Below are 11,965 nucleotides of genomic sequence, written 5' to 3' on the forward strand. Positions count from 1 at the left end.
TGACCGCCCACGCACGCCGCACCGAACAACTCGCCAACACCGGCGCCCAGCTCACCACCGAACAACTCGCCACCCTCCTCCCCGAAGACATCACCTAGTCCTCCGGCGTGACGCTCCACCAGGCGGCCGTGTCGGGCGGGAGGATCGCGTTCCGTCCTGCCGTACGGATCGGCCCGCTGCTCAGCAGGAGCGAGCCGGGGGCCGAGAACGGGATGCTCTGGTCGCCGGTGTTCACCGCGCACAGCATGCGCGGGCCGCCGGAATGACCGGTGCGCTCGAATACCAGGCAACCCGGCGGCTCGTCCAGCCAGCGCAGCTCGCCGTCGCCCAGAGCCGGATGGTCGCGCCGGATCCGGAGGGCTTGGCGGTAGAGGGTCAGCATGGAAGCGTCGTCGTCCCGCTGCGCCTCCACGGTGAGCGACTTCCATTCGGCCGGCGACGGCAGCCAGCCACCGCCCGACCCGAACCCGAACGGGGGCTCGTAGCCCGACCACGGCAGTGGAACCCGGCAACCGTCCCGGCCGCCCTTGATGCTCTCCAGCTGCGGGTCGGTCAGCAGCTCGGCCGGGATGTCGAGCACCTCGGGCAGACCGAGCTCCTCTCCCTGATACACGTACGCCGAACCGGGCAACGCCAGGGTGAGCAGCGCCGCCGCTCGGGCCCGCCGCTGTCCGAGGTCGCCGTCGCCGTAGCGGGTGACATGCCGCTGGACGTCGTGGTTGGACAGCACCCAGGTGGTGGGTGCGCCGACGGAGCCGGCCGAGGCCAGGGACCTCTCGATCACCGAGCGCAGTGCACCGGCGTCCCAGTCGGTTCTCATGTAGTCGAAGTTGAAAACCTGGTGCAGCTCGTCCGGCCGTACGTAGTTGGCCAGCCGATCGAGCGAGGGCGCCCATGCCTCCGCGACCCCGATCCGCTCTCCGGGGTAGGAGTCGAGCAGCCGTCGCCAGCCTCGATGGATCTCGTGCACCCCGTCCTGGTCGAAGTACGGCACCTTGCCGCGTCCCAGCAGCCGCGACTGCGGCGCGTCACCGACGTCGGGCAGCCCTGCCGCCTTGACCATGCCGTGCGCCACGTCGATGCGGAATCCGTCGACCGCCAGGTCCAGCCAGAATCGCAGGACGTCGTCGAACTCGGCGCGCACGTCCGGGTGCTCCCAGTTCAGGTCGGGCTGCTGCGGAGCGAACAGGTGCAGGTACCACTGCCCGTCGGGCAGCCGGGTCCACGCGGGACCACCGAAGACCGACTCCCAGTCGTTGGGCGGCAGTTCGCCGGCGGCTCCTCGTCCCGGCCGGAAGACGTAGCGCTCCCGCGCCGGACCGGAGATCCCGGCGGCCAGCGCCTCCTGGAACCAGACGTGCTGGTCGGAGGTGTGGTTGGGCACGATGTCAACGATGACGCGCAGCCCCAGGCCGTGCGCGTCCTCGATCAGGTCCGCGGCGTCGGCGAGCGTGCCGAACGTCGGGTCCACCGAGCGGTAGTTCGTGACGTCGTAGCCGCCGTCGACCATCGGCGACTCGTAGAACGGCGTGATCCACAATGCGTCCACGTCGAGCGAGGCCAGATAGGGAAGCCGGTCGCGGACTCCGGCCAGGTCGCCGATGCCGTCCCCGTCGGCGTCGGCGAAGCTGCGTACATAGATCTGGTAGATGACCGCGTCACGCCACCAGCGTGTATCGCCCACCGGAGGGCTGGAGGACTCCGCAGGGCGTCGCACCCCGCGCGTCGGTGAAGGAGGTCTCGATGACAGATCCATACGAGGGACCGTCTGGAGATCCATTTGATACGCACTGGAGGTGACCGATCAACGTGATCTCCGCCGCGACCGCCTGCCCGCTCAACGATGCGAGTCTGCGTGAACGTCGATGTGGACGGGCAGTGCGCGGGGGCTGTTGGTGAACATGGAGGGGACTTGCCGGAGGTCGCCGTCGGGCACGGCGAGCCGCACCTCGGGATGGCGGCTGAACAGTTCGCACAGCGCGATGCGGGATTCGAGGCGGGCCAGAGGCGCGCCGAGGCAGTAGTGGCTCCCGGTACCGAAGGCCACCTGCTGGGAGACGACGCGGGTGATGTCGTACCGGTCGGCGGTGGAACCGTAGAGGTCGGGGTCGCGGCCGATGCCGGCGTACAGGCTGACCAGGAGCTGCCCGGGCGGAATGCTGACGCCGCCGATGGGGATCGTGTCGGTGGTGTAGCCGGCCACCAGATAGTTGATCACACCGTCCCACCGCAGGGTCTCCTCCACCACGGCGCTCCAGCCGTCGGGTGGGAGTGCTTTGGCGTGAGCCAGCTGATCGGGGTGGGTGAGCAGGGCGCGGACCGCGTTGGTGATCAGATTGAGGGTGGTCTCGTGCCCGGCGATCACCAGTGACCACAGGGTGTCGAGCAGCTGCCGGTGGAGCAGAGTGCCGCCGCCGTTGTCGCGCACGGTGATCAGGCTGCTGGTCAGATCGGTACCGGGGCGGGCGCGGCGGAGTTCGACCAGTTCGTCCAGCAGATCCAGGCGGCCCTGTTCGAGGGCGGCGGCGTCCTGCGCGGTCTTGGCATCGGTGCGGAGCAGCGTGTCGACCAGGTTCCGGAATTGCGGCCGCATGGATTCGGGGATGCCGAGCAGGTGGCAGATGACGCCCATGGGGACCGTGTAGGCGTAGTGGGCGCGCAGGTCGACGGCGCCGTCCGGGCCGCGGCGTCCGGGCAGGGCGTCCAAGGCGTGCCGGACGATGCGGGTGATGTCGGCGCTCAACCGTTCCACGCGTTTGGCGGTGAACACCGAGCTGATCATTCGGCGGTGATGCTGGTGTTCGGGGTCGTCGAGGAAGAACATGTTGGTCAGGCCGATGAACATGCCCGCCAGGGGCCAGTCGGCGGGGATGAGGCCGTCGCGGTAGGCGGCCCAGTGCCGGTGCGCGACCCGGGACACGGCGGGGTGCCGGCTGAGCCGGCTGAGCAGGTCCTGGCGGGTGACCATCCAGGCGTGCACGGTGTCGGGCAGGCCGGGTAGCACCGTTCGCACGACCGGACCGGCGGCGCGCAGCCGGGCCATCTCGGCATGCGGGTCGGCGCCGAGGGGGTCGATGGTGACGATCGGAGCCGACTGTTGCCGGTCGCTGGTCTGGGCGTCGATGTGTGTCACTGTCTGCCTCCAATGTTGTGGACCGGACGGCGTCGGACACGACGGGGCTTCACGGCGATCTCGCCTCGTGGTCGGCCCAGGTCGGGCGCTCCAGGATGTCGATCACGGCGGCCGTCCAAGTGAAGCCGGCGCCGACGCTGATGACCAGGCACCGGTCCCCGGCGCCGAGTGCGCCGGTCAGCATCAGGTGCTCCAGTCCGGCGAAGGGGTCTCCGGCGCCGAGGTGCCCGATGTGCCGACTCCACGGCCAGGTGGTGATCTCCGGCCTGAGGCCGAGTCTTCGCAGGTAGCTGCCGTTGAGCCGGTGGAGGCCCAGGTGGGGAAGGACGACGCGGTCGATGTCCGCGAGCTCGACTTCCGCTTGCGCCAGCGCCTTGGTGAGCACCGCTTCCTGGCCCGCGCACACGCGCGCCGCCACGCGTCGCATTCCGGCACTCGCGAGGAAGTCACGCTGGCATGCATCGAGGTCGACGATGGAGCGCGCGCTCAACGGAGCGGGCCCGAAGGAGTCGTCGCCGCGGTGCATGCCCTCCAGTTCTGGGTCGCTGACCGTCACCAGGCTTCGCAGCAGCCCGAATCCCCTCCGCCGGGACAGCGCGAGCGCGGTCCCGCCGTCGGCGTACACGGTTCCCGGGTCGCTTCGCCACCGGTCGAAGGCGGGCGGGCTGAACTTGTCGCCCGTGGTCACCAGCGCGGCCTCGCGGCCGGGACCGGCGATCAGGAAGGCGCGCGCCAGATCGACCGCGGCCATGCCGCCGTTGGACGCCTGGCGTATCTCCACCGCCGGGCAGTCATTCCCCACGGCGACACGTTGGACGTACGACGCCGGGGCCCACACGTCATGGCCCTGGTAGAAGAAGTTCGCATGCAGGATCAATGCGATGTCCGCGCCGTCGTAGCGCGCCCGCCGCAGCGCGATCCGAGCGGCCCTGCCCGCCATTTCCGGTGCCGCCTCGGTGCCGGCCACAGCGACCGACACCATTCCCGTGCGCTGTGCGAGTTTCTCGTCGCATTGACCGTCGGCGACGGCCTGCGCGACCGGAAGCAATGGCGGCAGCCAGGTCGCGCAGGCCGCGATGTAGATGTTTGGCTCGCTCACCGAGCACCCTCCATGCCCCTTACAGGGAGTACCGGGAAGTGCGGCCCCTGCGGATGGCCGTGCCGGTGGCCGCGGGGCCTGGGATGCCCTTCCTTACGCCGCGACGGCCTCGATGATCGAGTACTCTCCGAGCGTCTGCACGGGGAATATGTTGCTGATGCGCAGGCCCGCGCCGTTGAGTATCGCTTCGAATTCCTGGCGGGTGCGTTCCTTGCCGGTGAGGGTGCTCAACATGACCAGGTCGAGGGCCCAGCCGAAGTGAGGGTTGCCGGGTTCCGGCAGAACCGGGTCGATGATCAGTACGCGGGCGTCGTCCTTCATCGCCGACCGGCAGTTCCTCAGGATGGCGGTGGACTGCTCGTCGTCCCAGTTGTGGATGATGTGCTTGAGGACGTAGACGTTTCCGCCGACAGGGACCGACTCGAAGAAGCTCCCCTCTTCCAGGCGCCAGCGGTCGGCCGTCTGCGGCGTGTCGAGGACGTGCTCGCGCAGCGCGCTCCGGTCGTCTTGGAGAACGCCGTTCAGGTGCTGGTTCTTCTCGAGGATCTCGCGGAGCAGCGCGCCACGTCCCCCGCCGACGTCGACCACGGTTCCCGTGGCAGGAAAGTCATAGGCATCGATGATTCTTTCGATGCCCGTTTCGGAGAGTTGAACCATCGACGCGTGGAATGTCGAGGCGGCGTCGGGGGTCGCGCCCAGCCATTCGAAGAAGGGCTTGCCGTACAGCTGTTCGAAGGAACTGGATCCCGTCTCCACCGCGGCGGTCAGGTGGCCGGCCGATCTCCACATGTAGTCTTCGGAGAACATGATCACGGCGTCGCGGAGTGACCGGCTCGCGCCGGAGCGAAGGAATTCGGCCGCGGGCGTCAGGTGGTACAGGCCCTGGTCGTCTTCCCGGAAGATGTCCTGGGAGGCGAGCATGCGGAGGACCCGGCGCAGCGCCGCGGCGTTCACGCCGGTCCTCTCGGCCAGTTCGACGACCGTTCGCGGCCGGTCCAGGTGGTCGGCGACGCCGGCTCTGGCAGCGACGGCGAGGGCTGCGGTCCGGTACATCCCGACGGTCTGATCGAGGATGATCGTCGCGGCGGCGATGCTGTCCTGAGCTGGTTCCATTCCGGTCCTCCGTACTCGTCTTCTCGGATGTGCCCTGGCTCTCGGGCTGGTCTGCGCCTGTTAGGAGGCGGACGTGTCGACGACGTGTCGTCCTGCCGGCGAACCGTCGACGGGGGCCTTCTTGCGCGCCGAGATCAGGCCGTTGCAGGAAGGGGTGTCGATCGGCTCCAGTTCCGGCGCTTCGAACCCCGCTTCCAGCAGCCAGGCGTTGTACTCGGCGGCGGTGTAGTTGCGGCCCTGGGTGGCCACGAGCATGTTGAGGCTCATCAGCGCCGCATCGGCGGGCCCGGACTTGTCGTCGTCGACGAGCAGCTCGCTGATGATCGCCCGGCCGCCGGGTGCCAGCGCCCGGTGGCATTTGTTCAGGAGCCGGAGGCACTCGTCGGGCGTCCAGTCGTGCAGGATCATCGAGAGCAGAACGGTGTCGTATCCCGACGGCAACTCCTGGGTGCGGAAGTCCCCGCAGATCGTGCTGATCCGGCTGCTCAGCCCCTCCGCCTCGATCTTGGCCCGGGCCAGGTCGCACACGGGCGGCAGGTCGTAGATGGTGATCGTCAGCTGCGGGTTCGCCGAGGCGAGCTCGATGGCCCAGGCCCCGGTTCCGCCGCCGACGTCGAGCAGCGTCCGGGCGCCCGACAGGTCGATCCGCTGGGCGGCTGAGGCCGCCGAGTGCCGGGAGAGGGAGTGCATCCCGTCCTGGAACTGGGAGGTCAGCTCCGGGTCGACGATGTCGAAGGGGGTTTCCGCTTCGTGGCCGGATTGCCAGCCCATGGGGCGGTTGGTTCGTATCGCTTCGGTCAGATGGGCCCACCCGGGGTAGTTGCGTTGGTCGAGATGGGCGATCCAACCGCCGAAGTAGTACCTACCGCCCCTGACCAGGTAGGTCTCGGCGAGCGGGCTGTTGCCGTACCGGCCGTCGTCGACCTTGAGCAGTCCGAGCGAGGCCAAGGCGGTCAGCAGCGTTTCCGCGGGCCGTTCCTGCACGTCGAGCCGCCGTGCCAGGTCACTGATCGGTTGGGCGCCGGCCTCGTGCAGGATCTCGAAGAGGCCGAGTTCCTGCGCGCTGACGATGGACTTGAACGCCCAGAAGCCGGTGCAGATCTCCATCAGGTCCTTGATGGAGCCGGGTGGTTGTGTTTCCACGGTCACTGATTTCCTCTGGTTCGCGACGTCCCGTTCGGCGATGGCACTGGGTCATCGCCTCCGGGAGCCGTTGCCGGGTGTGCTCGCATGGCCGCGAGCGCCGCACGCGGGTCGGGCCCGGTGTCACCCGGCCGCGGCCGTGATGTGCTGGTTGATCAGGCTGGTGGCCTGGGTGATGCTGACCTTGAGCAGTTCGCCGAGCAGGGGATCGGGGAGCTTGACCTCGTAGCGGAGCTCGATCTGGGACATCAGGTCGGCCATCGCGATCGAGTCGTATCCGAAATCGGCGAGGCTGCGGCTGCCGGTCGTCTCGCTGTCGTGGGCGGGCGCGGGTGCGCCGTCCGTCGGCAGCATGTCGATGAGGTCCTTCTCGTTCAGCCGGGCGTCTGTTTCCATGGCCGGTGCCCTTTCTAGGCGCAGACGTGGTGTGCGGGTCAGTCCAGGGCGCCGACCACGATGGCCGAGTTGTGGCCGCCGTGGCCGCGGGCCAGGACCAGGGTGTTGCTCAGCGGGGTCTCGCGGGGACGGTCGTAGACCATGTCGATGCCCCGCGGCGGCGGAATGCTCCCCCGCCTCGCGGTCGGGGGGATGACCTGGTGGTGCAGCGCCAGAAGCGCGGTGGCGACGTCGAGGGCGGCTCCGCCGGCGCCCATCTTCCCGGTGAGGGTCTTGGGTGAGGTCACCGGCACCGGGTGGTCGGTGAAGATCTCGGTGATGGCCGCCGTCTCGATGTCGTCCAGGTAGGGGACGGTGCCGTCGGCGAAGATCACGTCGATGTCGGCGGGGTCGACCTGCGCGTCGGCGAGGGCGGCGCGGGTCGCGCGTTCCAGCCCCGAGTCGCCTGGCCGTGGTGTCACCGGGTCGAAGGAGGTTCCGTAGCCTTTGATCTGTCCGTAGGGGGCGGACAGCCGCCGTTGGGCCGTGTGCGATTCGAGGACGAGGGCGGCGCCTCCTTCTCCGATCAGCCGGCTCGCCTCCGGGCTTCGCGGGGGCTGTGCGTCCGCGTCGGCAAGGTACGCGGTCGCCACTTCCTGTCCGACCGGATCCAGGAAGGAATCGAAGGCGCCGGTCATGGCGATGTGGCCGCCCCTGCGGAGGTGGCGGCACGCCTGCGCGATGGCGTCCAGTCCACCCGCTTGCCCGCTGACCAGCGTCCAGGCGGGGCCGTGGGCGTCGTGCCGGATGGACGCCTGGCTGGAGTTGGCGGCGTAGAACCAGGCGTAGGACAGGTAGGGCTTGACGTGCCCGGGACCCAGTGTCCAGAGCTTGTGCAGTTCCTGCCCGACGTAGTCGGTGCCGCCGAAGGCATTGGCGAACACGGTGCTTCGGCCTTCGGCCGGGACATCGGACAGCACGAGCTTGGCGTCGGCCAGTGCCCAGTCCGTACCGGCCAGCGTCATCTGGGTGACCCGGGCGGTCTGGGGCAGCAACTGAGCGGGGATGTGGGCCGCCGGTTCGAAGGAGCTGGTCAGCGAGGCCTGCCGCCCGTTGGTGAGTCGGGTGGTGTCGCAGGCCAGGGCCGCTTTCCAGAAGTCGGCGTGCCCGAGACCGGTCGGGCTCAGCACACCGAGTCCCGTGACGACGATCTTCGCCGAGCTCATCATCGGCCACCTCCGGGGGCGCCCATCAAGATCGCTGTCTGGAGGCCGCCGAAACCGCTGCCGGTGCACAGCGCGATGTCGGTGCGGTGCTCGCGTCCGATCAGGGGCACGTAGTCCAGGTCGCACTTCGGATCGGGGTCGTACAGGTTGGCCGTGGGCGGGATGAGGTTGTCGCGGATGGCCATGGCGCAGGCGATCAGCTCGATCGCGCCGGCCGCACCGAGCGCGTGACCGACCATCGACTTGATCGAGCTGATCGGGACGGTGAAGGCTCGCGATCCCAGCGCCTGTTTGAGCGCCGCCGTCTCGTGTTCGTCGTTGTGCCCGGTCGCGGTTCCGTGGGCGTTGACGTAGTCGACGTCGTCCGCCGCAACCTTGGCGGTGTGCAGTGCTTCCTGGACGGCGTCGGCCAGGTCGGATCCCTCTGCCTCCAGGCCGGTCATGTGGTGCGCGTTGGCGCGGTGTCCGCAGCCGAGCATCTCGGCCAGGACCACCGCGCCCCGGTTGCGGGCACTGCCGGCCTCCTCCAGGACCAGGACGCCCGCGGCCTCGGCGACCACCATGCCGTCGCGGTTGCGGTCGAACGGGCGGCACGCCTCCGCCGGGTCGCCGTCGTAGGCGGATGTGGCCCGGATGGCGTCCATCGACGAGACCGCGACCGGTGTCAGGGGTGCTTCGCTGCCCCCGGCGATCACGACATCGGCCTGCCCGTCCTCGATCAGCTGCACGCCGTGGGACACCGCGTCCAGCCCGGAGGTGCAGCCGTTGCTCACCACGCGCACCGGCCCGCGCGCGCCCGCCTGCTGCGCGACCACCTGTGCGATCACGCTCGGCTCCGCCTCGGAAAGGGGCCGCCCCCTGCCGTCGGAGCCCCCGAGGGCCATGGCGAAGCGGTTGGTGGTGCGCCGGGCGGTCCAGTGGTCGAAGGAACTGACCCGGCCCAGGGCGCTGCCCATCGAGACCCCGATCCGGTCCTTGGGGAACCGGTCCAGGTCGAGTCCGCTGTCGGCGATCGCCTGCCGGGCCGCGACGTAGGCGAACTGGCCCGCGCGGTCCAGTCGGTGCGCCTCGGCCGGGTCGATGCCGTGTGCCTGCGGATCGAAGTCGCATTCTCCGGCGACCTTGCTACGAAACTCCGTCGCGTCGAAGCAGGATATCTTCCGAATGGCGGAGTCGCCATGAATGATCAAGTCCCAGAACGGTCCGGTGCCGATTCCCGCCGGTGTCACCGCCCCCAGTCCCGTGACGACCACGCGGCGGGGCGCCGCCCCGCTCATCGATGGCTTCCGAAATGTAGATGACGACGCACGATTTTCCCCCACTAGTTGGATGGGTCGGCAGCGCTTGTGCCGTTGTCGCGCTTGCAACAACGAGCACGCTAGCACTACGGAGAGTTGCTTTACGGATACAAACGGCTACTCGGAACGTAGTAGATCGTGTGGCGCGATTCGCTGTGAATGCCGCCGGCGGGAGCCGATGCTCGGAAAGGCGTGCCGAGAGCAGGAAGCCGCGGGGAGAACAACAGGAACGCCGAATTCGACGCGTCCTCGTTGCGGGTTCCTTCCCGGCGCGGACGTTCCTGACCGGGGCTCACTGAATTGGCGGCCCGGCCCCCGCCGCGCAAGACCCGGCCGCGGCAAAGGGGTATCGCCGATCCGGTCTCTTGCGAAGACGGTCCCTAGGGATTTCGCACCGGAGGCGGCCGTGTCCGGCCGTATGGCTGCTTCCGGGCCGCGATCAAGGGCTTCCTGCCGCCGTTGTCACCCCATCGCGTGATGGTCGGCCAGATCCTGGTGGGCCTTCCATCTCGCAGTAGCGCCGGGAGTTGCGAAACCGCCTCCGCCGTATCGAATATCCCGATGCCGACTGCGTCCGGGGCGCGCCGCTCCTGATATCTCACCCGGCGCCGGTGCTCCTGACCTGAGCGGTGCGATCTGCGACCGACCGCGTCACCGGTCGTTGTTCATCTCGGCAAGTTGCCGGCTGAGCGCGTGAACCTGCGAGGCCAGTTCACGCAGGAAACGCCGGTGATGCTTGGCCCGTTTCTTGCTGCCCTTCTTCCCGTGCCACATGGCATGAGAGGCGTCCGCAACAGCGGGGAAGAGCACCGAACGAGAATGCGCCGTCTGCTCGTGCCAACCGTCGTAGGCGCAGCCGAACTGGCAGAGGCCGGTGTTCGCCGGCGCCATGAGGTGGACGGTACGGCCAGGCACGCAGACAGTGAACGCGGTCTGGTCCTGGCGCGCTTGCGCCACCACCATCTGCACCGCGTCACCCGAAAGTGGCAGGTCGGCGTCCGCGCCGGTCTGGGTGGCGGGGGCGCCGCCTTCCCCGTGAGCGGCGCAGGCGGATTTCGCATGGCTGCACACTGCGACGGCCGCGGTCGCGATGACGTGGGTGATCCGGTCGGGCACCCCGGCCCGGTCGGTGGTGACGATGGCGGTAACGGACAGCGCGCCCGGTGCCGTGGCCGTGGTGTGCAACTGCAACTCAGCGGTATCGCCTGCGGGGAGGTCCCCGATCGCCCACTCGCCGGGGGGCCGGCCGTACGTCCCCGTCCCGGCGGCCGACACGAACTCAAGGTCCGCCGAGAATTGGACGGTGACGATGACACCGGTGGCCTGGGCGGGGCCGTGGTTGCTCACCGCCAGGTGGAAGGTGACGTCCTCGCCGACCGTGGCCGACACCGGGTCGGTGACCATGGTCGCGGCGAGTCGGCCCGCCTCCCCTTCGGCAGCCTCCCCGTCGGCCGCGGGCGCGACGGCCACGGAGGTGGGGTTGGAGGTGGAGGTCAGGTGCTCTTCGGCGTCACCACGGGCGCCGTCGTAGGTGGCGGTGGCCTGCTGGGAGATCGTTCGACCGGCACCCTCGCGCTCCACCTGGACCTGGAACTGGGCGTTGACGCCATCGGGCAGGTCGACGGTGGAGGGCAGGGTGCCGCCTTGGGCGGCGGTGGCGCCCTGGCCCAGCGGCAGGGTGAGCTGACCGGTGGTCGAGTCGTACCAGCCGTTGCCGCTGCTCTGACCCGGCCCGTTCTCGAGCTTCAGGGATCCGGGCACGTAGCTGGTCCCGGCAGGGACGGCGTCGCGCAGGATGAGGTTCTCGGCGGGGATGCCGCCGTGGTTCTTCAGGTTGACGGTATAGGTGATGGTGTCGCCGACGGCGGCGGACTCCGGCTCAGCGGCGGCGGTCACCACCACGCAGGGGGCGGTGCCGAAGACGATGTCGTCGAGGAAGTTGCCGACGGTGGGATTGCCGGTGGCGGTTCTGCCGGCCTCGAACGCGAACCGGGTCACCGTCTGTCCCGCCGGGACCTTGTAGGAGTCGGCGTGCGGCACCCATTCGGCGGTTCCGTCGGTGAAGGTCCAGGTCTTGTTCGGCCTTCTGTCCGGTCGGCCGATCTTCACCGACATCGTGTCGTCGCCCTCGCGGCCGCGGTGCCGCAGGCTCCAGTACAGCGTGGTGCCGGGTGTGGTCTCCAGGTCCTGGTACAGGGCGGAGGACTCGTTGGCGTTGAGCTCGGCGAACTGTTCGCCGCCCGCCGCGGGCACGCCCCTGCGGCTGTGCCAGATCTCGATCACGTGGTCGGAGGCCGTCGTCTGCCAGCCGGGTACCGAGCCATCACCGGGCCGGGTGGCGTCGTGCAGCATCTGGTTCCCACCGGTGATCTTCGGCTCCTCGAAGCCGCCGTTGATCAGGGCGACCTGTTGGGGCACGTCCTGCAGCGTGGGGAACTGGGGGAGCGATGACGTCGGCTGGTCACGTAGATCGGCGCCGGTCGCGGTGGGGGAGGCGACCGCGGCGGGGTCGGCATTACGAGGGGACATGAGATCCTTCCACGCTGCGGGGGGACATCGGGAAGGAGGCTAACACGGA

General features: G+C 69.2%; 9 protein-coding genes. All 9 read right to left on the reverse strand.

Annotated features, from left to right (window positions below; translation table 11 throughout):
• Nucleotides 1-94: 94 nt before the first annotated feature.
• Nucleotides 95-1,756: a glycoside hydrolase family 13 protein gene (locus AB0H37_RS31365; protein ID WP_360616596.1), complete on the reverse strand. Its 1,662-nt coding sequence runs from the start codon at nt 1,754-1,756 to the stop codon at nt 95-97.
• A gap of 81 nt (nt 1,757-1,837) precedes the next feature.
• A complete protein-coding gene (locus AB0H37_RS31370; RefSeq protein ID WP_360616597.1) occupies nt 1,838-3,133 on the reverse strand; it encodes a cytochrome P450 in 1,296 nt (431 codons plus the stop codon).
• 49 nt (nt 3,134-3,182) lie between these two features.
• Nucleotides 3,183-4,232: a ketoacyl-ACP synthase III family protein gene (locus AB0H37_RS31375; RefSeq protein ID WP_360616598.1), complete on the reverse strand. Its 1,050-nt coding sequence runs from the start codon at nt 4,230-4,232 to the stop codon at nt 3,183-3,185.
• A 93-nt stretch (nt 4,233-4,325) separates the two neighbouring features.
• Nucleotides 4,326-5,186 (reverse strand): methyltransferase, encoded by an 861-nt coding sequence (locus tag AB0H37_RS31380; protein WP_360616599.1) that lies wholly within the window; start codon nt 5,184-5,186, stop codon nt 4,326-4,328.
• Between the two features lie 219 nt (nt 5,187-5,405).
• Nucleotides 5,406-6,488, reverse strand: a complete 1,083-nt coding sequence (locus AB0H37_RS31385) for a methyltransferase (protein WP_360616600.1) — start codon at nt 6,486-6,488, stop codon at nt 5,406-5,408.
• Between the two features lie 123 nt (nt 6,489-6,611).
• The gene (locus AB0H37_RS31390) at nt 6,612-6,884 is read right to left on the reverse strand and encodes an acyl carrier protein (RefSeq protein WP_179837914.1); all 273 of its coding nucleotides are present in this window, start codon (nt 6,882-6,884) and stop codon (nt 6,612-6,614) included.
• Nucleotides 6,885-6,922: 38 nt separating this feature from the next.
• Nucleotides 6,923-8,092, reverse strand: coding sequence for a beta-ketoacyl synthase N-terminal-like domain-containing protein (locus tag AB0H37_RS31395; protein WP_360616601.1), 1,170 nt, complete (start codon nt 8,090-8,092; stop codon nt 6,923-6,925).
• The gene (locus tag AB0H37_RS31400; protein WP_360616602.1) at nt 8,089-9,366 is read right to left on the reverse strand and encodes a beta-ketoacyl-[acyl-carrier-protein] synthase family protein; all 1,278 of its coding nucleotides are present in this window, start codon (nt 9,364-9,366) and stop codon (nt 8,089-8,091) included. The genes AB0H37_RS31395 and AB0H37_RS31400 overlap by 4 nt, the downstream gene beginning before the upstream one ends.
• A 672-nt stretch (nt 9,367-10,038) precedes the next feature.
• Nucleotides 10,039-11,916 carry a hypothetical protein gene (locus AB0H37_RS31405; protein WP_360616603.1) on the reverse strand — a complete coding sequence of 626 codons (1,878 nt, stop codon included), beginning with the start codon at nt 11,914-11,916 and terminating at the stop codon, nt 10,039-10,041.
• Nucleotides 11,917-11,965 lie beyond the last annotated feature (49 nt).

This window comes from Actinomadura sp. NPDC023710 (assembly GCF_040639875.1).
GTDB classification, from domain to species: Bacteria; Actinomycetota; Actinomycetes; order Streptosporangiales; family Streptosporangiaceae; genus Spirillospora; species Spirillospora citrea.

Coding starts and splice junctions, on each gene's coding strand:
- AB0H37_RS31365 (WP_360616596.1), bottom strand. CDS start 1,756: ATGGATCTGTCATCGAGACCTCCTTCACCGACGCGCGGGGTGCGACGC.
- AB0H37_RS31390 (WP_179837914.1), bottom strand. CDS start 6,884: ATGGAAACAGACGCCCGGCTGAACGAGAAGGACCTCATCGACATGCTG.
- AB0H37_RS31395 (WP_360616601.1), bottom strand. CDS start 8,092: ATGATGAGCTCGGCGAAGATCGTCGTCACGGGACTCGGTGTGCTGAGC.
- AB0H37_RS31400 (WP_360616602.1), bottom strand. CDS start 9,366: ATGAGCGGGGCGGCGCCCCGCCGCGTGGTCGTCACGGGACTGGGGGCG.
- AB0H37_RS31405 (WP_360616603.1), bottom strand. CDS start 11,916: ATGTCCCCTCGTAATGCCGACCCCGCCGCGGTCGCCTCCCCCACCGCG.